This window comes from Vibrio ostreae (assembly GCF_019226825.1).
Taxonomy (GTDB): domain Bacteria; phylum Pseudomonadota; class Gammaproteobacteria; order Enterobacterales; family Vibrionaceae; genus Vibrio; species Vibrio ostreae.
In genome coordinates, this window is record NZ_CP076643.1 from 1,719,000 (window position 1) to 1,739,749 (window position 20,750).

Here is a 20,750-nt window from a genome sequence, read left to right on the forward strand (position 1 = left end):
GTGATAATTGTGCGTTTAATCATTGAAAAAGAGCCGCCAAACGTCGGCGGCTTTGAGGTTTTATCAATCGTGATGGTGAATAGGGCGTCTATTCCTCAGTATCGACAAGCGTACATGGGTGCCGTGCTGACAAAACGTGAGCATGTGGTCGTTAAACTATTAGTGAAAGGAAAAACGCCCCCCGATGTTCCCATGTATCGAGAGAGCGGTAGCCTTTTTTAGTATGGTTTCTCTCTTTCTAACCAACGTATCCCAAACAAAAATAGGGCATAGCTTGCGAGGTGTTCCCCTCCCAAACTATGCATTCTTGTATTGGTCAGCTTCCGCCGCTTCAACCGCCAACAGGTTAGCCCTTTCAGTCCCTTCAATACCCGAATGCGATTTGACCTTAAGACGTTGCTGCAGGGCGGACCGATTACTTAGACTTCATCCTGATTAAGCGCAGCTGTTCGACTGAGTGACTCGAATGATCGTCACAATCAATAAACTCCGCACAGATAGTGATCATCATCGGGCCATTTGCTTGCTCCGCAGACATTAAAATATTGCCGCTTTTCAGCTCGAGATTAGGTAGATTCCGCGAAGACTTCATGACCAGTTCTGGCCCATCCAGGCTTAACGCCGGATTACTATGATAATCACCACTGACGAGATCAATAATTACCGAAACATCGGCTAAAGGGGCGAGCTTGTGTTTATCGACTTTTGCCAACTGGTTAAAACTTCGTTTCACCCACTGTTCCAGTCGTCTGTCCAAATTCACATTCTGGGATTCATTGATATTTAAGCTGATTGTGTGCGCAGAATAACTGGTCATCTCAGTGCTATACAGCAGGTTACCAGACAGCAAACCCAGGGCCATCGGATTGAAACGCTGCAGATAGGCTTTACGAGCCAGAGCATAAAGTAACCACGCAATAAAACCACCGAACAGGGCACCTAAAAATAAAGAGAACGTTAAGCCGGCCCCCTCACTCAAGGTTAAATGAGCGCGATAACCAATTACTCCGGCCACATCTTTCGGGCTGAGAGTAAAGTAATAAATCCCGTATTCAATTAAGTAATATCCGAGCACAAAGAAAAGCGCTCTAATCATAAATTTGTAGATTTTAGCCACAAAAGAATAAGTACACTTCTCGATATGTTTCATACTCATTGGATAGCCATCACCATAAAGTACAAATCGAGTAAAAGCCCAATAAAAACCCAGAATTGAACTGGCTAATATCCCTTGGACAAACAGCACAAACCACTCTGCCATAATGTTTCCTTATACGTAGTAAAATCAAATAAAATAACGACGCTGGATCGCATGACTTTTTGTTTATCCATTGATAAAAACGACCAAAGATAAAACCGTCCCATAGCCATTCTTTCGTCAATGTCTGTCTCAGTCACCGCCGTTCGTATTCAAGAATCAGACCGCTTCATATGTAAAATAGAATGAGTGATTAATCAGAGTCGTCATTTCGGTAAATAGCCTTAAAACTCGCCTTAGTGATGTTTTATTCCGCTCTGCAGCCGATTGTTGTGTAAATCCCATTCAAAACAGGAAATACCATTGCTTGCTGTAGCTTCACCCATCGAGAGAAAACTTGCCCGCCAACACAAAAAATTGCCCACTCCAGGCAACTTCTTACCTCACCAGAATAAAAAATCGCCAAATTCATGCAAATAAATCGCTTTGATTATGGCATAACATTTGAATAGTTAAGCGCATAATTTACAAGGTAAGTTATTGGCAAATCTCATGTTTAATTTGGTCGCCACTGAGCAGTTATTCATATTAGCCTGGCCGTTAATAACTTTATTGAGTTCATTCGGTTAAATTTCACTCAACTCTATGGAAATCACTTCAATGCAATACATCGATCTCGCGGCACTTGGGAACTTCAGTGCTTACATCGGTACCTCTATCGTCGCGTTACTTATCTTCAAATATCTGGTCGTGTTAATTACCCCATACAATGAATGGAAGTTGATCAAAGAACAGAAAAATACAGCTGCAGCAATTGCACTAGGTGGTTCCGTTATTGGTTACGCGATTGCAATTAATGGTGTACTTAGAAATGCGGTTAACTTCTATGACTTTATTACCTGGGCTGTAGTGGCACTTATTACGCAGATCATCATGATCACCATTGTACGCTTTGTATTTATGCCTAAGTTTGTTGCACGCATTGAAAATGATGAAACCGGCGCAGCGGTCATTGCGGCAGCAATGTATATCGCGGTGGGCTTACTGAATGCTGGTTGTATGACTTACTAAGGATAACATCATGAAAACCAAAGGTAACGTCAATATACCCCGCCATTTAATAGGTAAAAGAAAACCGATTGTGATGTTCCTGGGAGTGGGTACGGCATTGACTCTAAGTGGCTGTGACACGACTGACTACCCATACTATGCATTTACTTCGACAGAGAGCTGCAATACCGTCCTGCCCGGCCAGTGCGAAGCGGCCTATCGAAGAGCAGAACAAGAAGCCCGACGCACAGCGTTAAAATATATGCTGGAAAGTGAGTGTCGTCGTGACTTCGGCGACAACGTCTGTTTTCACGCAACGGGGGCATGGCAGCCACATATCGCAGGCTTCATCACCAACAAAAGTCCTACAAACGATTTCACGCAACCGTTTTTCACATCTCGCAATCCGGATTCTCCATTTTTTGGCAAGGCATTTACCGCCGATGGTCTGGTATTTGATGATTTGAAAAACGTAGACGGGAAAAATCTCTATTTAGAGGGGGCCTTAAAGCAAAGTCTGCCCAACTCTCATGTCGATCGCTCCTCCGCTGGTAACCAGGCCGCGACTGCTCTGGCCGCAGCAGCCGGGGGGCTATATGGCGTCCCAGGCACTCAATAAGAACGGCACTCAGGCCAACTACCGCCAATGCGCCGATTCAGGACGTGATGACTGCTATACCACGACATCAGGTACTGCGTATGTAGCAACAACTCCCGGCAACAAAACGTACCGCTCCCCGAGCCAACTGGAAAAAACGTCAAAGAAGACGACTTATAAACATATGCAGACGGTCAGGACCCGCAGCAGCGGGGGGTTCGGAAGCTCTGGTCGCTCATTTGGCGGATTCGGAGGTTAATCTTTCATTATGCTGCAACGTGATATTGAACCCAGGCAGAACTGGCAGGAAAGATTATGCGAATTAGGGTTTGATTTTTATGAGGTGTCCAGCCAACACCCTTACTGGACCGATCATCAATACTTTCAGCTTAACCGCACACAAATCGAACAGATCGATTCGGTCACAGAAGAATTGCATCAGTTAACAATCAAGGCCATTGAGTACGTTTTTGAGCATGATTTATTGCATCTTTTTGGACTGCCTGAAAAACATCATGCCCTATTACGTCATTCGTGGGAGACGGATAAAACCTATCTGTACGGGCGCTTTGATTTTGCCTGGAATGGCAAGGATGCGCCTAAGCTGCTGGAATATAATGCTCAGACACCGACTTCGTTATTCGAAGCGTCTGTTGCCGCCTGGGATTGGCTGAAACAGAATGTTGATGCGGGTCGCCTGCCTTCGCAAGCTGACCAGTTCAATATTCTTGATGAGCAGCTGATTGTTCAATTCAGCTTACTCAAGACAACGAAAAATCCGCAATCCCCTGTCCTTCATTTCGCCTGTGATGAAACCTCATCGGAAGACGTGCGCACTGTCACTTATATGGCCGCTTGTGCTGAAGAAGCCGGCTGGGAAGCGGTGATCGTCGATATCAACGCCATCCAACTCACCGATGACGAAAGATTCGCAGACCACAATTCCAAGCTGATTAACAACTTATTCTCACTGTATCCGTACGAATTCGCACTGTTGGATGAATACAGCGATTACCTGGCTTGCAGCCATTGCACCTTCATCGAGCCGCTGTGGAAAGTGCTTTTGTCATCCAAAGCTCTGCTGCCCATTTTGTGGCAGCTCCACCCCGGACACCGCAATTTGCTCGAATGCTACTTCGCCGACGATCCTCGAGCAGAGAGTCTGAAAAACAAAGTGATTAAACCCATTTTCAGCCGCGAAGGCGCCAATATCGGCATTTACTGTCAAGGTGAACAAGTTGCAGGCACCTCCGGTAATTACGGCCGCGAAGGTTTCATCTGCCAGCAATATGCGCCTTTAGCCCGCTTCGATGGCAGCCATTGTGTTGTCGGCAGTTGGGTGATTGGTCAGGTCGGTGCGGGTATCTCATTTCGCTTGTCGGACAACCTTATCACCAATGACGTTGCACGCTTCGTCCCTCATCTGATTTTAAACTAAGGACTTTTATTCATGGCAATTCACGATATCCAAACTTACCTCGAGACAGCCGATCATGATTGGCATGTATCTCAACAAGATGGCAGCCTAATCATCACCAACAGCGATGACCTGACCGCCATTTTAGTGCTGGCAGAGCAGCAAATGCTGATTGAATCATTGCTTTTCCCGACCTCGGCAATTCAAGACCAGGCTCAATTTGACGACCTGCTGATGTACCTGCAAAAGCATCTTCCCCTGACCACAGTGGGTAAAACCCGATTACAGGGCGAGACCTACTACACCGCTTTTGGCTCTCTCTCCACCGATTCCAAGCTTGAGAACATTGAACTGGAAATCACCATGCTGTTCCAGAACGTTAATGAGCTATTGCACTTCTCTTCTGAGCATTTAACTAACCAATAAGGGCGAAATCATGGCATTTTCACGTTTACTTACTGCGTTTCGCGGTTTTCTTAATGATGCGGCCGAAGCAGAAGCCGATAAACATATGGTGACCGAGCAGCGCCAAAACATCCGTGATGCGAAAAAAGAACTCGATCAAATGGATCTCAACATCGCCACTACCAAAGGTCAGCGTAAACTTGCAGACAATGAGGTTGCCGAACTGACACAAAAAATCGACAACTATGAATCGGATGTACGCAACTTTGCCGCGCAGAATAAGATGGATCTCGCCACTGAGATTGCCGGACATATTCCTCAGTACCGTAAACAACTGGAAGCCGCTCAAGGCCGACGGGATATTTTGCTCGGCAATGAAACTAAAATGATCGCTATCGCCCAAGACCTCAAAGAGCGCGTGACCGCAATGGAACAAGAGCTGGCTCAAATTGAAAGCACGGCCCAGATGCAGAAGGCACAAGCCGCAACACTGAATGCCGTTTCTGGATTAGATTCCAAAGCAAAAACTGCACTGGAATCTATGGAGCGTATCAAGCAGAAACAGCAGCAAAAAGCTGCGCAGCTGGAAGCCGCGGCTGAAATGGCTGATGCGCGAAATGCACCCAATGATCTGGATGCCAAAATTGCCCTGGCAAAATCTGAGGCGACGTCGAATGCTCAATCAGAGCTAGAGCGTATTCTCGGCAATCCATAAACACTCCCCTAAGCCACTGGCGAGCAGAAGCTCGCCTTTTAGTCGGACCAACTCATGTTAAACACTCTGAAAAAAATCTTCGCGTTTAAAAACAGCTCCGCTTCTTCTGCGCCAGCCCCGCTCCCTCCGCAGGTACTGGGCCTGAAACTAGGCGGCTCGTTTACCATAGATGCGCTTAAACTTAAGCTGGCAGAGCCAATGCTGACCATCGAAGGGGCAGCCTCTGATCACATCATAGAAGCCGTTGGTGAAGTTCAGCTGGACCCACAGAGAAAGCTGCTGCGTTTTTACACCGATGATGAAGGACTTCTCCAGATTCAGCTGTTTGGTGAGCACATTGAAGAAATTATCCTGTGGTACTTTTATGATGTCAAAGCGATCAGCACTCCGCAGTGGAGCAAGGTATTGAATAATCAGGTGGCTAAATCGCACTATGCATTGGAGGATCAAACCTTTACTCAATTCTGGGAAGGGAATACACCGGTTGTACTCACCGAAAAGACCTATCACCTGGATGGTTCTGTCTCAGAGACCGACCAATTTTGTATGGCTTATACGCGCGAAATTGACAGTCAGCAATGCCCTCGCGAGCTGTTGCTGATTAGTGCGGAGGAAAAATATAACTCAGTGACCAACGACTTCGATCGGGAACTGGTCCGTTCGACCGGTTTTGCCCTCAGTAAAACCGATATCCAAGATAACTAGATCATGAAAATGAACAAAACGTTTATTGATTTGTGGGATAAGTATTTATCAAAAGTTGCTGACAATATTAATCGGCTCAACGTATCCCTGATTGCACTGGTATTTATCCTGCTTGTTTATGGCGCTCTGCACCTGCTAGGAGAAACACACCTGGTCGAAACTCCCGCGCGATTTCTTTATTTCATCGTTGTCGTAGCGTCGACGGTCGGGTTTGGTGACTACAGTCCTCAGACGGAAGGCGGACAACTGTTCACCGCGTTCTTTATTATTCCTATCAGTATTACCTTATTTGCTGTGGTTGCTGCAAAATTAGCGGCTAAAGCGGCAGCGTTGTGGTATCGCAAAATCAAAGGCAGACACACTATGAACTATAAAAATCACATTGTTATTCTGGGCTACAACCGCGAAAAAACCCCTCTTTTGATCCGGCAGTTGAAACGCGAAGAACAGAGAAAAATCGTACTGGTCTCGCGTGAGGAACAAGAAAACCCATTGCCTGAATTTGTTGATTTCATCAATGTAACCTCATTTACCAGTGCAGAAGAACTGAGTCGTTCCAATATAAGTCACGCATCCTGTATCGTGGTTGATACTGATAAAGACGATACAACCTTAACTCTGGCGTTGTTTGTGACGGGTCTGAATAAAGAAGCGCACTTAGTCGCGCACTTTACCGATGATATCAAAGGACAAATACTGAAAAGTATGTATCCCAAATCGGAATGTATTTCTAATCTAAGCACAGAACTGCTGGCGAAATCTGTCATCGACAGTGGCTCATCTCTGGTGCATAGCGAGCTGGTTTCTGCTCACCAGGGGCAGACTCAATATGCGATTCAGGTTCCCGACACCGTCGCACCGTTTCCACTGAGTGAGGTATTCCTGTTGTTCAAAACTCAGGTCGAAGCCACCATTATTGGTTTGCGCCGATTCGAAAGTGAACAAATATTGTTAAATGCCAAACTCACGACTGAAGTGCGCCCCGGAGACACCCTTTTCTACATCAGTGACGAACGTATTCAGTTCTCTAGCTGGCCTTAAATCGCAAAAAATGCCCCGGCCTTGGGCCTTGGCAGCTTATCTCAGCAAATTTTTTCCGCAGCCGACTTATCCGGGGAGAGGGTTTGCTGGGTATTTGAACATGACGACTCATTGTGCAGCACCTGATACCAGGCGCCGAACAGCCAGGTTCTGGCCAGGAAGATATCGACGCAAACCAACAGGGGGACGGCAATCAACACACCCATTGCGCCCCACATCCAGCCCCATAGCACCAGCCAGACAAAAATAACCAAAGGATTCAGATTAAATTTGTCGCCGAGTAGTGTCGGGGTCACAAACTGGCTTTCAACGATGTTGAGAGCCAGGTACGCGGCCATGATGATCAGTGCGTATTGCAAGGAATCAAACTGCAGAAAACCGACCAACCCCAAGCAGGCGACTGAAATCATTGGCCCGAGGTAGGGTGCAAAATTCATCATGGCAGCGAATGCGCCCCACAAAAACGCATCTTCCATCCCCAGCATCGCCAGTACAGTGCCGACCGCGACTCCGAGGCCAATATTGACCGCGGTGATGGTGCTCAGGTAGCGGAATAAGCTGGTCTGGATCTCGCGTACCACTTCTATCGCGACCCTTTTGTCTGCAAAGCTGGGAAGCTGGCGTAAAAACTGTCGCAATAACGTACGTCCATAGCTAAGCATAAAGAACGCCATGAACAGCGCGATAAACAGCTGAGTCACTATGGTCGGGGTCGCCTTCACCACTTCTTTGGCGACAGACAAAGCAGTATTGGCTTTGATTTCTCCCACATTGGCCTTTTCAATCACTTCCATAAAAGAATCATCGCCACCTGCATTGGCAGCAGAAGTGTGATTGAACTGCTGTGACATCTCTTTCATCACCGAGGGCAGTTTAGACCACCATTGCTGGGCGGGCTCGGCCAGAAAGCCAGCGCTGAGAGACAGTGCCGCTAACAGGGTCATCAGCAGCACCACCACGTTAATCAGGCGCGGGATCCCTATTTTGCTTAATCTTGTCACGATCGGAGCACAGAGCAGTGACACAAACCCGGCGATAAAAATGGGTAACATCAGAGATTGGGTAAAATAGAGTCCGATGAATAGGCTGATCACCGCCATCGTTCGGATCAGTGCAGCAGAATAGTTGTGTTTCATCGTCGACTTCCTGTTATTTTTCACCGTTTTGGCTTAGCTGGTCCGACGCTAGCGTGGATCAGGCTGACGTGCCCGGTAAGCGGCCACTTTTTTGCGTATCTGCGGTGCCAGCATACGGGTAATCTGTGAACCCAGGGCGATTAGCGGCCGGAAGCGGCTACGGGTCAGACACACTGCGGCCAGGCACAAAATCCCCCCCGCTTTGTAGCGGATACGCGGTGGCGTAATTAAGCAGTGAGCGGGTGAACAAATTCCATGACAGCCGACATTGACGGCTCAGCATTCTCCCTTCACTGCGCTTCAACTTAATCGCCGCTTGGCGTTTGCTTACTGACCACATCCCAGCCCTCCTTAACCTGCGCAACGGTATGACGAAATCCAACCAAACTGGCCAGTCTGGCCTGCTGCCAGATAAGTCCGGCCAATACAACACCCAGCGCCACCACAAATCCGGCGTACCCAGCCAACAGGCTGAGAGTAAAGTGGTACACCACCAGCCCGACCCCTGCACACAAACTCAGAACAAAAAACACCGCCAAACAAATCAGCAGTAGTTGCAGTACTATCATCTGCCGAATCGCCGCCAGGCTGGTCTTCAGCTCAAGCGAAAATAGCTCAGTGGTGGAATCCGCCCATGCCAGGAACCGTTGCTGACACAGGTTCAGTTGTTGCCACAAACTGTGCAGATCATTGACAGGGTCGGCTCCGTCTTGAGCGCTGCCTTTGGGCTGGGCAGACTCACGGGAAGGGGATTGGCCACCCTCATCGGTGGCCATAGTCGGTTGCTGTTCAGGCTTCATATCTATATGGGATTACTTGATGAGCTTTGAGATAGCCCAGCCGGCCAGGAATGCACAGCCCACACTGAGCAGAGGACGTTCTTTGACAAAATTCCCCGCCTGATCGGTGGCTGATCTCAGGCTTTCTTGTCCGGCTTCGATCTCCTCCATCACTTTTTCTTTGATTTGACCGACCGCCTCCAGAGTCGCCTCTTCTGTCTTGTGATAAGCGTCTTCGATTTTTTCCTGGGGTTCATCTTGCTGTTTTCTTGCTGTTGCCATGAGTTCCTCCACTTAATGCAAAATCTTACTGTTTCATCACTACTTGTTGAGCTGAATAACAACTTAAACTGCCAAGTATTTCTGCCGGCTTATGGATTGCTCATAAGCCTTATCCTAAACAAAGCCAAATTCATGCCAGGTTTAAAATGACCGAATAACGGATATTTAAAACAAGTAAATCCAGCAGTACTTGTAATATTTTCAGTCAACGTAACGCAAAACGTGTAAAAAATTCCATCCCCCACTGCCAACTGTTAATCAACACCGGTCTCAGGCCCGAAAATAGTGCCCTCAGATGATTTACCAAGGCTGGCACAATACATGCCTTATAGTAATAGTAAGCAGAAATATTGAGTAAAAAAATGTCACTGCGAACAGAAAACCATCAGAGTGAATGTGGAGGCATTATGAAAAATCAAGATCTCGACTTTATTATCAACCTGATTGAAAGCGGTAATAATATCTACGCGAAAGCAATCGACAATATCGATAACCAAGGCTTGGCAAGAGAGCTGAATGAGATCATCCGCATCAAGGAATACGCGGCATTGCAACTGAGAGCGCACCGGGAGCCTGATTCGGACGTTGAGGAGGAAGATACTCCCTCCTATGCCATCAAAGCGCGTGAGTGGTATACGGATACGGTTAAAGATGTCAGCTTTGACAAAGAAAAAATGTATTTAAAGCAGCTACAAATGATTGAAGAAAAAACATTGAATGAGGTGAGCGACGTATTACGCAACGCTCAACCAGGAGATCGACAAGAAGTGTTATTCACCGTTCAGGAAGAACTCATTTCCTGTCAGAAGAAAATAGCCAATATAGCGATTATTGACTAATTCAAAGTTTGAATTGGTCGTAGATAATGGTTAATAGTGACTCGTTATGATTATTTTAATGAACAATCATCAAGAGATAACCGATATCATTGAAAAATTAAACCACCATTACATGGCGAGTATTAATCTCGCCAATAATAACTTGCACTCCAGCCTGGACCGCAGTGTGAACCGCTTTCGTCAGGTCGAGAAATCGATGCTGGATAAACTGGCACCATTTGAGTCATACCGGCGGGAAACAGATACCGGACAGTCCGGCAACAGAGTGACGCCCTTCGCCAGTCACGAGGTCATGTATCAGGCTAATCTCAGCCTGGTCACCTTTCTCAAACACAAACTGGCTGCGATCGAAAACGATGATATTCGGAGTTTTCTCTCTTATTGGGTCGCCGCGTTACAGATGGAAAATGACGAAATGGCTAAATACTTACCAGTTTCGTCCCTCTGACTACAAGTCGTAGTGAAAAAGCCAGGTGCTAACAAAAAATCTCGCCAGCGTAATCATCTACCCTGGCGAGATTTTTTCACGTTCCCACCTTATCAATAGCAACAGCAACAGCAACAGCAACAGCAACAGCAACAGCAACGGCTGTTATGGCACACATACCTGTAACGACTGGGGCTTGATCTCAATCGTCAATTTATCGGCACTGTACAGTTCACCATCCACGACATAATCCATCTTTTTATCGGCGCTAATTTCAACCCGCTGCGCACAGGCGTAACTGAACAGTTCGCTTTTATCCTGAAAACCGACTGAAGCGAGAGTGATATCCGACAGTGCCAGTAAACGCTCCGCCACCGAATCAGCCTGCTCAAGATAAGTAATATGCAACAGACCATCCCCCGGCTCAGGCTCTCCGTTACCTTGCGCCAGCAGAGTGGTAAACGGCGCGGTATTGGCGACCACAAAGCTGCGCACCTGTAATGACTGAGGCGCTTGATCATCAAGGCGGCAAGTCAGCTCAATCGGGTTATCCGCCATCACAGCATTAAAGAAGCCGGTCAGATACGCCAGTTGCCCCAGTTGATTTTTCTCCTCACGCTGAGCGTATTCGATCATCTGTTGTTCAAACCCGATCCCCATCACCAATAGCATCAGTTGCTGATTACAATAAGCGGTATCTATCTGGCGGGTATTGCCAGACAAAATAGCTTCACAAGCCTTGTCGATGGGCGCGGTTTTACTGCCGATACCATACAACACATGGCACAAAGCGTTGGCGGTTCCGAACGGCACTATTGCCAAGCGGGTATCAGAGTGATCAACCTCACCGGCTACCTCACCGACTGTGCCATCACCACCTGCGGCAATGATCAGATCGGGATTATGCTGCAAAGCCTGCCGGGCCAGCGCAGTCGCACTGACATCCGGCTCGGTAAACAGCAACCTTAAACGATAACTGCGGGTTAATTCGCGGATCAAACGCTGACCGAATGCCTGCCATTTTCCGCCGCCGGAAACCGGATTGGCGATCAGCCACGCCGGCTCATCAAGCTGCAACAGCCCTTTTTGATGCATAGATTGCAGTGCCCTGACCTGGCGCCGGTTAAGGCGTGCGCTGCTGCGTACCGAATGGATCTTTTGCAGCACCTGCTCGACACTCTGACCGGGATTCTGACTGAGCAGATAAGCGGCAACCACAAACACCGATCGGCCGCGCCCCAAAGCACAGTGAACGACGACAGATCGTGACTGGCTTATTTGCGTATCGATCCAGTTAAGCGCGTGGCGCAGCTGGCGATACTTGGGGGCCTTGTGATCGAGAACCGGAATACTGAGATACTCAAACTGCGTATCTGTCATCGCACTTTCCAGACCGGCAAATTCGGCGGTGACATCGACGATACAGTTGATGTTATTGGAGTGCAGCGCGTCCAGATCAGAACGCAGCAGGCGGCGTGACACATACAGGTGGGGGGCAATCTGATGGATTGCGGCGACCTTATCATTGCGGCGCGAACAGTAATTATACAGCCTGACCGCCGCCAGAAACGGAATAAATGCCCAGCGGATCCACCAGGTCAGTTTTCCGTCACCGGACTTCATAAAAATCGAGGGTAAGTCAAAAAGATAAGCCAGAACGACCAGAAAAACGGACAGGCCTATCCAGCCTAAAACAAGACTGACCGCAAGGTTAGGGATCAGGAATGCAGCAGAGAAACAGGCCAGCACAATCAGGCAATAGTATTTAACGACAAACATTGTAAGCCTCTGATTAATATAAGGGGCCAGAAGCCTGCTGCTGTGTCGTAATGGCTGCGTCTTATCGCGGGCAGACCCGGATTGGCAGGTCAAAACCTCTTATCGGGAACGGCTCACAGGCCCAATATCAATACAGCGCATTCATTACAGACTTCAGGTCAGCATTTCACAGTTCAGGTCAATGTTTAATTCTGCGGGTCAAGGTTGACGACTTCAGGCAACCATTAATGTCAGATCAACCATTAATTTCACATTAACCATTAATATAGCGGATCAGACACAGAACAGGGCGGTCACTGCCCGCCCTGTCAACGCTGAAATGTTAGCAATCGGTATCTTCAGCTTTGAGCTCACCTTTAATGTCTTCACATTTATCTTCAATCGCGTTTTGCGTGTCGGTCGCGGCTTCATCAAGCTGCTCGCCAGCCTGTTCCATTGGGCCTTCATCGCCACAGGCGGCCAGCAGACATACCAGACCAAAGGTTGCGAATCCTTTGTACATAACAGAACGTGTAATCATGATAACTCCTAGTACTGAGTGGTAAGGTTTATTAAGTAACGTTATTCGTTTTAGCTAGCGCTATCCCTCATTGGGTAAGATCAGCGGTTATTGAGTCACTTCCAGGTTATCGACTACATCGTTGACCTGGTCGGTATTGCGGGCGATATTGATGGCTAGATCATGCTCGGCATCGGAATCGACACTACCATTGAGAACAACCGTTCCGTTATTGGTTTCCACTTCGATGTCGGTGCCGCTTACATCGCGATTCATTAGTAACTTGGTTTTCACCAACGTGGTGATTTTCGTGTCCTGCAGTGCCCCCAGGGCCTGGTTGTCACTGCTCTGGTGTTGATCTTCCACTGTGAGATCATTATTGACCGACTCAACCCCTTCCAGGCCAGCGACCAATTCACCGGCCAGATCTTTCTCGGTACTGTTACTGACCTGACCGGTTAAGGTCACGACTTTATTTTCGACATCGGTATTAATATCAAACGAATTCAGATTAGTATTTAACAGTAAGGCCGTTTCTGCTTTACCATCGAGCCAAGCATCATAAGACTTATCTTTCCATTGATTGTCTGCTGCCATAACAGCAGAAGAAGAAGACACGAGTACTGATGCTAATATCAATTTAGGTGCGATGTTTTTCATTATTCGTTTCCTCTGTTCAGTGAAATTTATTAACTTCACTCCCACTAAGGCAACTGGCATGCCAAAATCATAACTCACTAATTTAATTGGCTATTTATGAGAATCACTAAAACCACCACAATCTTTCCCGGTTAAAACCTGAATTATTTACACGCAAGATTTGAAAAAATTATCTGCCCCCTAAGCTCTGAAATTATGTAATTAAGCCAAAGCTAAACAAGAGCAGATTAAATATTAATGATATCTTCACCTAACTCTGACTTTATTCTTTACTTGTGCTGAAATATAAGACAATAACTCTCTGGTGTTCGTGTTATGCTCAAAGCTGTTGCTGTGAATTGCAGAGGCGGACACATGCCATTACCTACGCTATTTGTTCATATCGAAGACAAAATACTCAAAGAAAATATTTCTGGTTTGGCAGTATTGGACAGCTTTTCGCTGCAATCCAATCCAGCCGGGCAGGACTGGATCGATCAATTACAACAGATCAGTCCGGATGTGGCAGTGGTCGAAATGACTCACTTCGACCAAGATGATTTACTGCGTTTATCCAGCTCGCAGGTTATTCAGACCACCGAGCTGGTGATCATCAGTGCCGGCATCCCCAATCCGCATATCGATAACTTAATGAAGCTGGGTGCTATCTCCCACTACCGCTTACCGGTCGATGTCAACGTGGTTGCCGATACACTGCTCGATTTCAGCCAGGACTATCAGCAGAAATGGGCCAAAGGCAGTACAATTTCGACCAGCACTCTCGACCAGTTTGGCATGTTAGTTGGCTCTTCAACGCCGATGCATAAGCTGTATCGAACACTGAGACGAGTCGCCAAAACCGATGCCAATGTGCTTATCGTCGGCGAAAGTGGTTCAGGAAAAGAGCTGGTCGCTCAGACCATTCATCTGGCCAGCGAGCGTAACCAACAGCCTTTTATTGCCATCAACTGTGGTGCGATCGCGACCGAGCTGGTCGACAGCGAGTTATTCGGCCATGAAAAAGGGGCATTCACCGGAGCAAATAAAGCGCACCAGGGGGTATTTGAACAGGCACAGGGCGGAACCCTATTTCTCGATGAAATCACAGAAATGCCGCTCAGTCATCAGGTCAAATTACTGCGGGTGTTAGAGACCGGTGAATACCGCCCGGTTGGCAGCCAGCAGGTCAAAATTGCCAATGTGCGGGTGATTGCGGCCACCAACCGCGATCCGCAAGTGGCGATTGAACAACAGTACTTACGCGAAGATCTCTATTTCCGGCTGGCTCACTTCCCGATTCATATTCCGCCACTGCGTGAACGCGGCCACGATATCGTCGGGCTGGCCAAGCATTTTATTGCCCATCGCAATGCCAGCGAGGCAGTGACCAAAAGTATTCTCGATTCGGCCCTCGATAAGATTGCCCAGCACAACTGGCCGGGTAATGTGCGCGAACTCAAACATACCATTGAACGGGCATTTATTCTGGCCGATGACGTCATTAAAGACGATCACCTGATCTTTGATACCCCACCGCTGGAAAGCGGTACCGCGCTTGAAGAGATGGTGCCTTCCGGCGTCTCGCTGGAAGAAATAGAAAAGGCTGCGATTTTTAACACGCTGGAGGAGAATGGCGGTAACAAAACCGAAACAGCGCAAGAATTGGGCATCAGCCTGAAGACGCTGTACAACAAACTCGATAAGTACAAGGTCAATCAAGGCTGAGTCGCACCGCTCTGCCTGAGCAAACGACACGAGAGCCCGTTAAAAATTCAACCCGTCGCATAAAAAGAAAAACCTCGCTGGCCAGGCTGTCCAGCGAGGTTTTTGTTGTTTAACTCAGAGGTGTTGGTCACGCGCAGTCTAATGCCTTTAATGACCACGATAACCGGAGTACATCGGATGACCGGAGATATTCAATTCCGGCGGGAACTCCACTTTAAGTATGGTGCCGGTATCCGACTCAGTGATGAACAGGGTGCGTAACTCTTTGCCGCCAAATGCGCAGTTGGTGGTACCTAAACCTTTTGGTGAACGCACCACCGCCACCGGACGCCCGAGGTTATCGTGCACCCAAACCAGCCCCATCCCTGTCTGACATACCACCACGCCATTTTGCGCCGTCAGCGCCAGGCCATCCGGTCCGGCACGGCCGCCATTGAACTGCAGGAACAGACCGGCTTTGTTGACCCGGCCGCTTTCCGACAGCGGCAGACGCCAGACCGCATTCGCCCGTGTCACCGCCAGATACAACACATGACTGTTCACATCCAACACCAGGCCGTTCGGACTGGGCGCCGTATCAATTAAACAGGTCAGTTCGCCGCTTTGCGGCTGCCAGCGATAGACGCGGCCGGTCGGGTCCTGCAGGCCGGTCTGGCCCTGATCGGTAAAATATAAGGCGCCATCCGGTCCGAAGTGCAAATCGTTACAGCCTTTAAATCCTTCCGAATCGCAATCTTTTAACACCGCCGCAACTTCTCCCGTCTCCGGATTTAGTTGCATAATACCGTTCTGGTAATCGGCGATAAAAATCCGCCCGTCCTGATGGATTTTTAAGCCGTTAGGTTGACCATCGTATTGCGCAATTTGTTCAATATTACCGTCCTGGTCGGCGCGCATAACGCGACCAAAGGGAATATCAACAAAGTACAGGTTACCCGCGCGGTCAAAGGAAGGCCCTTCGATAAAGCTATCGACCGGTACACCCCGTTTATTGCGGGTTGCCCAGTATGACAACGCGTTGGGACGACGCAGGGACTCCGGCAACTCAGTAAAGATCTGGGCATCAAAAACGGCCGGTTCAGGTAAAGGATAAGTCATGCTATCAACCTACTGTTAACGAGGGTAAATACAGCGCGATCTCAGGGAATGCCATCAGTAAAAACAGAAAACCCACAATCACAATAAAGAACGGCAAAGTGCCCATCACTACGTCTTCCACTTTAACTTTGTTGGAAGAGCTCGCCACTACAAATAAAATCACACCGAGCGGTGGCGTCAGTTGGCCAAGTTCGACCAGAATAACAACAAACACACCAAACCAAATCAGGTTGATGTCTAGCGCATTGAGGGCCGGAAAAATGACCGGAACAATGATAGCGATCATCCCCAGCCCTTCCATAAAACAGCCCAGAATGGCGAAAATCACCATGATAACAATCAGGAACGCAAACCGGGAAACGTCCGCATCCTGCAGATAGTTAACCAGAGTTTCACCAGCACCGGACAAGGTCGTCGCATAAGCAAAAATCATCGAAGTGAAGACGATAAACAAAATGTTGCCGCTCATCGAGATGGTGCGCACCAACGCCTGTTGCAGCAGTTTCAGATGCAGGCGGCCATAGATTGCGGCAACCAGCATTGCCCCCAGAACACCGACCGCTCCCGCCTCTGTTGGCGTGGCAATGCCGCCGTAGATACTCCCCAGCACAATAAAAATCAAAATCAGGAAGGGAAAGACATCCAGCGCGGCGTGATATAACTCCTTAAAGGTCAGCTTGCTTTTATCCACCGGAGCGAGATCGCGATTCAAGCTACAACGAATCATAATCAGTCCAGAATAAAATGCCGCCAGCAAGATGCCTGGTAACATGCCCGCTGAGAACAACTGCGCTATTGAGGTTTCGGTAAAGGTAGAATAGATGATCATAGTGATCGATGGCGGAATCAAAATCCCTAACGTACCACCAGCAGCCAACGAACCAGAAACCAGGCGAATGTTGTAACCACGCGCTGACAACTCAGGCAGTGCCACGGTCGACATGGCCGCAGCCGTCGGCGCGCTGCCGCCAGAAATCGCCGCGAAAATACCGCTGCCCGCAATATTGGTATGCAGCAAGCCACCGGGTAAACGACGAACAAAAGGCGACACACCATTGTATAAACGTGAGCTCAGGCCTGAACCCAGCAGGATTTCTGCCATCAGAATAAACAGCGGAATCGCCGCCAGGGTAAAACTGTTAGCCGAGCCCCAGCTCACGATACCCAGTGCTTTCCAGCCAGAAAATCCCTTAATTAACCACAAATACGTCAGGCCCGCCCCAGCAACGGCAAACTGGACCCACATACCGCCGACAATAAGGCCTACCAGAAGACCAAAAATTAAAATGCCTTCCATTAATTGCCACCTTCTTTTAAACGCAACAGGATAAGCAGATGTTCGAGCAAGAATAGCCCGATGACCACAAACCCGATTGGCAACAGCATCTGTGGAATCCACAACGGAGTGCGTAACACCGTAGGAGCGAACTTACCACGACTGAATGAACTACCCACTAAATCAAGCGTCTTCCACGCCAGCACGACACAGATGGCAATGGCGATGAGCGAAAACAAGATGCCTAACACACGTTTCACCGATAATGGCAACGCGTCAAACACCACCTGCACCTGAAACAGTGAATTACCCCGAACCGCTTTTGCGGCACCAAACAGAGTCAGTGCCACCACCAGGTAACCTGTGACCTCTTCTACAAAGCCAAGCGAATAACCAAACACGCTGCGTAACAAAACTTCCAGCGCCACCAGCAACACCAGCGCAATCAGCATCACACAAGTGAGCACGCCGACAACGCGGTCAAGCAAATTGAATAAAGGCGCAGCAGGTCCCGCGCCTTGTATGTGTTGTCCGCTATGCATACTACTTACCTATCGCTTGCAGAACTAACGCCAACGCTTTTTCATATTCAGGACCGTTTTCCTTCGCCCACTCTGACCAGTATGGGCGCATCCGTTGACGGGCTTTATCCGCATCGCCTTGTGCCGCTTTGGTGATGTTCATGCCTTTGGCTTGTTGTGCAGCCATTTGCGCCTGCTCATCTTCGATAAACTCAGCGGATATTTTTTCACCTTCTTCAGCCACGATAGTACGCAGCATGTTCTGCTGATCTGTACCCAGGTCCTCAAATGCATCAATATTGGCAATGATCATTGAATTACCGTAGTTGACCGCAAAACGGTAGTTGTCAGGCAAGAACTCATACCATTTCTTCGCACCACCAGCACTGGCCGTCAACACTCCGTCAATGACACCACGCTCAAGCGCAGTCGGCACTTCACTGCCAGACAAGGTAATCGGTAAACCACCAAATGCCGAAACGAAATGCCCCTGTTCTGGTGACGTCACACGGATCTTACGCCCTTCAATATCGCTGAGTTGTTTAACCGGGAAGGTAGTGAAGAAAACTTGTTGCGGATAACGATATCCCCCCAGCAGCACGACATCCTGCTGTGCAAACGCCTCTTCCAGCATAGGTTGAAGCGCAGCGTAGGCCTTTTGCCACTCGGCATTGTTTTCAATCAGCATCGGTAAATTCAACACGCGGGCAATCGGCACATTACCGGAAAAGAAAAAGTCGGCGGCAAAATCAACAATACCATCACCGACCGCCTGAGTGATGTCGGCTGATTTGATTTGCAGGGTTTTGCCAAGGTGAATCTTGATATCGAGATCGCCGTCAGTTTGTGCCGCGACGCGTTCACTGATGCGATTCATTCCTTTTACCGCAGCCGTGGTCGATACCGAGGAGTAGGTATAACCGGTCCAGTTAGTTGCATATGCGTTTAAAGAGCAGGCCAGAACAGCACCTGCGAGAATTGTTTTGATGTTCATATAAGTCTCCGTAGCATTTACATATATTTATTTTTGCTAACAAAGCCGGCCAGGAGGTTACCTGGCGGCTGACTTACAGAAGCGACGGGCTGTTTTGTAGGGTATACCAACCGCTTCTGTCTTACTGCTCAGCTTTTAGCGCGAAGTAATTTTTTCACACTTGGACCAACAACCACGGCAACAGTGAGTGCAACCAGAACCAGGCTGGTCGTGTTCTCAAATAGAATATTCCAGTCGCCACCACCAATCAGCAGTGCCAGACGCAGGTTCTCCTCAGCAAAACCGCCTAGGATCAAGCCCAATACCACAGGCGGCAATGGGAACTTAAATTTATCCATCGCATAACCTACCAGGCCAAAGCCCAACATCAGATAGACATCGAACATGCGTTCATTGATGGAATAGACACCAATAAACATCAGCACCATGATGATGGAACCGAGCACCGGACGCGGCAGTTTGAGCAGTTTGGCAAAGCTGTTGGTCGCCAGGGTACCGCCAAGGAAAATCAGCAGGATGGCACCAAACAAGAACTGCCACATGAAGCCGAATACGATATCCGGGTTATCTCGGAACAGCATCGGCCCCGGCTGCAAACCATGCACCAGCAGACCACCTAGCATCACCGCCGCCACAGCCGTACCCGGAATCCCCAGAGTCAGAGCCGGGATCAATGCCGAAGCGGTATCCGCGTTGTTGGCCGTTTCAGAAGCTGCAACCCCCTCAGCCTCACCATGGCCCCAGGTTTCAGGGGTTTTACTGACACGGCGCGCTTCGTTGTATGACATAAATGCCGCCATCGAACCACCGGCCCCGGGCAGGATACCGATACAGATACCGATAAAGGAAGAACGCAGCCAGGTCACCCAGAAACCAAGCATTTTCGGGAATGAACGCCGCATAGATTCAGTTTGCAGCGAGTTATTCATCCCCTTCGTTTGCAGAGGTGTTTCCAGCAGATCGATCACCGGAGGCAGTGCGTACAAGCCAACCAGCAGGATGACAATATTGACGCCATCAACCAGTTCGAGATAGCCAAAAGTAAAGCGATCTTCACCGGAAATAGGATCGACGCCGACCATAGATACCGCAACCCCGAAACATGCCGCGATCAAACCTTTTAGTGGATCTTCACCCAACAGGAAAATGATGCTGCAGAGGCCGAACACCGCGACCCAGAACACTTCCGATGGACCAAACAACAGGGTAACTTTAGCCAGAGGCGGAGCCAGCAGCATCAGTGCCAGAGCACTGGCGATCCCACCGATCGCAGAGGAAACCACCGCAACCTGCAGGGCAAAGCCACCCTTTCCTTTCTGAGCCATAGGATAGCCGTCAAAACTGGTTGCCACAGCGGCTGGTGTGCCCGGGATTCGCAGCAATACCGCCGGAATGGCACCGCCGTACATAGCGCCGTTATAGATCCCCGCCATGAGTCCCAGCGCCACCAAAGGGTCCAGTCCAAAGGTAAAAGGCACCAGCACCGAGATGGCCATCGTCGCGCTCAGGCCAGGCATCGCACCCACAGCGATCCCCGCTAAAACCCCGATGATGATCGCCAGAAAGTTGCTCATGGAAAGTACGTTAGGTAACGCAGACAATAATTCGTGATACATAGTCATTAATC

23 protein-coding genes are annotated in these 20,750 nt (G+C 48.7%); 11 read left to right on the forward strand and 12 right to left on the reverse strand.

From position 1 onward, the window contains the following. Nucleotides 1-415 precede the first annotated feature (415 nt). Complete coding sequence (locus KNV97_RS13935; RefSeq protein ID WP_218562146.1) at nt 416-1,261, reverse strand: hypothetical protein; 846 nt, start codon at nt 1,259-1,261, stop codon at nt 416-418. Between the two features lie 597 nt (nt 1,262-1,858). Here KNV97_RS13935 and KNV97_RS13940 point away from each other — a divergent pair. From KNV97_RS13940 to KNV97_RS13975, 8 genes are read left to right on the forward strand one after another with little or no spacing between them, the layout of a single operon-like run. After that, nucleotides 1,859-2,269, forward strand: a complete 411-nt coding sequence (locus KNV97_RS13940; RefSeq protein ID WP_240798153.1) for a DUF350 domain-containing protein — start codon at nt 1,859-1,861, stop codon at nt 2,267-2,269. A 10-nt stretch (nt 2,270-2,279) separates the two neighbouring features. Continuing rightward, complete coding sequence (locus KNV97_RS13945) at nt 2,280-2,867, forward strand: DUF1190 domain-containing protein (RefSeq protein WP_218562147.1); 588 nt, start codon at nt 2,280-2,282, stop codon at nt 2,865-2,867. Continuing rightward, on the forward strand, nt 2,845-3,105 hold the full coding sequence (locus KNV97_RS22265; RefSeq protein WP_218562148.1) for a hypothetical protein: 261 nt from the start codon (nt 2,845-2,847) through the stop codon (nt 3,103-3,105). Before KNV97_RS13945 ends, KNV97_RS22265 begins: the two co-directional genes overlap by 23 nt. A 9-nt stretch (nt 3,106-3,114) precedes the next feature. Continuing rightward, nucleotides 3,115-4,284 (forward strand): glutathionylspermidine synthase family protein, encoded by a 1,170-nt coding sequence (locus tag KNV97_RS13955; protein WP_218562149.1) that lies wholly within the window; start codon nt 3,115-3,117, stop codon nt 4,282-4,284. 12 nt (nt 4,285-4,296) lie between these two features. Continuing rightward, on the forward strand, nt 4,297-4,689 hold the full coding sequence (locus KNV97_RS13960; protein WP_136484360.1) for a DUF2170 family protein: 393 nt from the start codon (nt 4,297-4,299) through the stop codon (nt 4,687-4,689). Nucleotides 4,690-4,699: 10 nt separating this feature from the next. After that, nucleotides 4,700-5,383, forward strand: coding sequence for a PspA/IM30 family protein (locus KNV97_RS13965; protein ID WP_136484361.1), 684 nt, complete (start codon nt 4,700-4,702; stop codon nt 5,381-5,383). Between the two features lie 54 nt (nt 5,384-5,437). Next, the gene (locus KNV97_RS13970) at nt 5,438-6,088 is read left to right on the forward strand and encodes a DUF2491 family protein (protein ID WP_218562150.1); all 651 of its coding nucleotides are present in this window, start codon (nt 5,438-5,440) and stop codon (nt 6,086-6,088) included. A gap of 3 nt (nt 6,089-6,091) precedes the next feature. Further along, complete coding sequence (locus tag KNV97_RS13975; protein ID WP_136484363.1) at nt 6,092-7,129, forward strand: ion channel; 1,038 nt, start codon at nt 6,092-6,094, stop codon at nt 7,127-7,129. 41 nt (nt 7,130-7,170) lie between these two features. Here the strand turns inward: KNV97_RS13975 and KNV97_RS13980 are convergent, their stop codons facing one another. The 3 genes from KNV97_RS13980 to KNV97_RS13990 form a co-directional block, all read right to left on the reverse strand. Continuing rightward, nucleotides 7,171-8,265, reverse strand: a complete 1,095-nt coding sequence (locus tag KNV97_RS13980; RefSeq protein ID WP_218562151.1) for an AI-2E family transporter — start codon at nt 8,263-8,265, stop codon at nt 7,171-7,173. 305 nt (nt 8,266-8,570) lie between these two features. After that, nucleotides 8,571-9,065: a phage holin family protein gene (locus KNV97_RS13985; RefSeq protein ID WP_218562152.1), complete on the reverse strand. Its 495-nt coding sequence runs from the start codon at nt 9,063-9,065 to the stop codon at nt 8,571-8,573. A gap of 12 nt (nt 9,066-9,077) precedes the next feature. Continuing rightward, a complete protein-coding gene (locus tag KNV97_RS13990; RefSeq protein ID WP_136484367.1) occupies nt 9,078-9,326 on the reverse strand; it encodes a hypothetical protein in 249 nt (82 codons plus the stop codon). Between the two features lie 407 nt (nt 9,327-9,733). Here KNV97_RS13990 and KNV97_RS13995 point away from each other — a divergent pair, with 407 nt between their 5' ends. Together KNV97_RS13995 and KNV97_RS14000 are read left to right on the forward strand one after the other, a co-directional pair. Next, complete coding sequence (locus tag KNV97_RS13995; RefSeq protein WP_168796992.1) at nt 9,734-10,165, forward strand: DUF2383 domain-containing protein; 432 nt, start codon at nt 9,734-9,736, stop codon at nt 10,163-10,165. Nucleotides 10,166-10,223: 58 nt separating this feature from the next. After that, entirely contained in the window at nt 10,224-10,613 is a 390-nt protein-coding gene (locus KNV97_RS14000) for a hypothetical protein (RefSeq protein ID WP_218562153.1), read from the forward strand. 144 nt (nt 10,614-10,757) lie between these two features. Here KNV97_RS14000 and KNV97_RS14005 read toward each other — a convergent pair whose 3' ends face one another. From KNV97_RS14005 to KNV97_RS14015, 3 genes are all read right to left on the reverse strand, one after another. Next, nucleotides 10,758-12,371: a diacylglycerol kinase family protein gene (locus tag KNV97_RS14005; protein ID WP_218562154.1), complete on the reverse strand. Its 1,614-nt coding sequence runs from the start codon at nt 12,369-12,371 to the stop codon at nt 10,758-10,760. 322 nt (nt 12,372-12,693) lie between these two features. Continuing rightward, nucleotides 12,694-12,873 (reverse strand): hypothetical protein, encoded by a 180-nt coding sequence (locus tag KNV97_RS14010; protein WP_256612997.1) that lies wholly within the window; start codon nt 12,871-12,873, stop codon nt 12,694-12,696. Between the two features lie 105 nt (nt 12,874-12,978). Next, a complete protein-coding gene (locus KNV97_RS14015) occupies nt 12,979-13,530 on the reverse strand; it encodes a BON domain-containing protein (protein ID WP_218562156.1) in 552 nt (183 codons plus the stop codon). A gap of 354 nt (nt 13,531-13,884) precedes the next feature. Here KNV97_RS14015 and KNV97_RS14020 point away from each other — a divergent pair, with 354 nt between their 5' ends. Continuing rightward, on the forward strand, nt 13,885-15,234 hold the full coding sequence (locus tag KNV97_RS14020; protein WP_218562157.1) for a sigma-54 interaction domain-containing protein: 1,350 nt from the start codon (nt 13,885-13,887) through the stop codon (nt 15,232-15,234). A 147-nt stretch (nt 15,235-15,381) separates the two neighbouring features. Here KNV97_RS14020 and KNV97_RS14025 read toward each other — a convergent pair whose 3' ends face one another. The 5 genes from KNV97_RS14025 to KNV97_RS14045 all read right to left on the reverse strand — a co-directional run bounded on the left by KNV97_RS14025 (nt 15,382) and on the right by KNV97_RS14045 (nt 20,739). Beyond that, nucleotides 15,382-16,332, reverse strand: a complete 951-nt coding sequence (locus KNV97_RS14025; RefSeq protein ID WP_136484374.1) for an SMP-30/gluconolactonase/LRE family protein — start codon at nt 16,330-16,332, stop codon at nt 15,382-15,384. A gap of 4 nt (nt 16,333-16,336) precedes the next feature. Then, on the reverse strand, nt 16,337-17,629 hold the full coding sequence (locus tag KNV97_RS14030) for a TRAP transporter large permease (protein WP_218562158.1): 1,293 nt from the start codon (nt 17,627-17,629) through the stop codon (nt 16,337-16,339). Beyond that, entirely contained in the window at nt 17,629-18,150 is a 522-nt protein-coding gene (locus tag KNV97_RS14035; RefSeq protein WP_136484376.1) for a TRAP transporter small permease, read from the reverse strand. Before KNV97_RS14035 ends, KNV97_RS14030 begins: the two co-directional genes overlap by 1 nt. Nucleotide 18,151: 1 nt before the next feature. After that, complete coding sequence (gene dctP / locus KNV97_RS14040) at nt 18,152-19,123, reverse strand: TRAP transporter substrate-binding protein DctP (protein WP_136484377.1); 972 nt, start codon at nt 19,121-19,123, stop codon at nt 18,152-18,154. 128 nt (nt 19,124-19,251) lie between these two features. Beyond that, the gene (locus KNV97_RS14045) at nt 19,252-20,739 is read right to left on the reverse strand and encodes a tripartite tricarboxylate transporter permease (protein WP_136484378.1); all 1,488 of its coding nucleotides are present in this window, start codon (nt 20,737-20,739) and stop codon (nt 19,252-19,254) included. Nucleotides 20,740-20,750 lie beyond the last annotated feature (11 nt).

What these genes read in the sequence shown, in the direction of transcription:
- KNV97_RS13990 (WP_136484367.1), bottom strand. Translation starts at nt 9,326, where the DNA reads ATGGCAACAGCAAGAAAACAGCAAGATGAACCCCAGGAAAAAATCGAA.
- KNV97_RS13965 (WP_136484361.1), top strand. Translation starts at nt 4,700, where the DNA reads ATGGCATTTTCACGTTTACTTACTGCGTTTCGCGGTTTTCTTAATGAT.
- KNV97_RS13940 (WP_240798153.1), top strand. Translation starts at nt 1,859, where the DNA reads ATGCAATACATCGATCTCGCGGCACTTGGGAACTTCAGTGCTTACATC.
- KNV97_RS13985 (WP_218562152.1), bottom strand. Translation starts at nt 9,065, where the DNA reads ATGAAGCCTGAACAGCAACCGACTATGGCCACCGATGAGGGTGGCCAA.
- KNV97_RS14020 (WP_218562157.1), top strand. Translation starts at nt 13,885, where the DNA reads ATGCCATTACCTACGCTATTTGTTCATATCGAAGACAAAATACTCAAA.
- KNV97_RS14015 (WP_218562156.1), bottom strand. Translation starts at nt 13,530, where the DNA reads ATGAAAAACATCGCACCTAAATTGATATTAGCATCAGTACTCGTGTCT.
- KNV97_RS14045 (WP_136484378.1), bottom strand. Translation starts at nt 20,739, where the DNA reads ATGTATCACGAATTATTGTCTGCGTTACCTAACGTACTTTCCATGAGC.
- KNV97_RS14005 (WP_218562154.1), bottom strand. Translation starts at nt 12,371, where the DNA reads ATGTTTGTCGTTAAATACTATTGCCTGATTGTGCTGGCCTGTTTCTCT.
- KNV97_RS13995 (WP_168796992.1), top strand. Translation starts at nt 9,734, where the DNA reads ATGAAAAATCAAGATCTCGACTTTATTATCAACCTGATTGAAAGCGGT.
- KNV97_RS14000 (WP_218562153.1), top strand. Translation starts at nt 10,224, where the DNA reads ATGAACAATCATCAAGAGATAACCGATATCATTGAAAAATTAAACCAC.
- KNV97_RS13935 (WP_218562146.1), bottom strand. Translation starts at nt 1,261, where the DNA reads ATGGCAGAGTGGTTTGTGCTGTTTGTCCAAGGGATATTAGCCAGTTCA.
- KNV97_RS14030 (WP_218562158.1), bottom strand. Translation starts at nt 17,629, where the DNA reads ATGGAAGGCATTTTAATTTTTGGTCTTCTGGTAGGCCTTATTGTCGGC.
- KNV97_RS14010 (WP_256612997.1), bottom strand. Translation starts at nt 12,873, where the DNA reads ATGTACAAAGGATTCGCAACCTTTGGTCTGGTATGTCTGCTGGCCGCC.
- KNV97_RS13970 (WP_218562150.1), top strand. Translation starts at nt 5,438, where the DNA reads ATGTTAAACACTCTGAAAAAAATCTTCGCGTTTAAAAACAGCTCCGCT.
- dctP (WP_136484377.1), bottom strand. Translation starts at nt 19,123, where the DNA reads ATGAACATCAAAACAATTCTCGCAGGTGCTGTTCTGGCCTGCTCTTTA.
- KNV97_RS13975 (WP_136484363.1), top strand. Translation starts at nt 6,092, where the DNA reads ATGAAAATGAACAAAACGTTTATTGATTTGTGGGATAAGTATTTATCA.
- KNV97_RS14035 (WP_136484376.1), bottom strand. Translation starts at nt 18,150, where the DNA reads ATGCATAGCGGACAACACATACAAGGCGCGGGACCTGCTGCGCCTTTA.
- KNV97_RS13945 (WP_218562147.1), top strand. Translation starts at nt 2,280, where the DNA reads ATGAAAACCAAAGGTAACGTCAATATACCCCGCCATTTAATAGGTAAA.
- KNV97_RS14025 (WP_136484374.1), bottom strand. Translation starts at nt 16,332, where the DNA reads ATGACTTATCCTTTACCTGAACCGGCCGTTTTTGATGCCCAGATCTTT.
- KNV97_RS13960 (WP_136484360.1), top strand. Translation starts at nt 4,297, where the DNA reads ATGGCAATTCACGATATCCAAACTTACCTCGAGACAGCCGATCATGAT.
- KNV97_RS13955 (WP_218562149.1), top strand. Translation starts at nt 3,115, where the DNA reads ATGCTGCAACGTGATATTGAACCCAGGCAGAACTGGCAGGAAAGATTA.
- KNV97_RS22265 (WP_218562148.1), top strand. Translation starts at nt 2,845, where the DNA reads ATGGCGTCCCAGGCACTCAATAAGAACGGCACTCAGGCCAACTACCGC.
- KNV97_RS13980 (WP_218562151.1), bottom strand. Translation starts at nt 8,265, where the DNA reads ATGAAACACAACTATTCTGCTGCACTGATCCGAACGATGGCGGTGATC.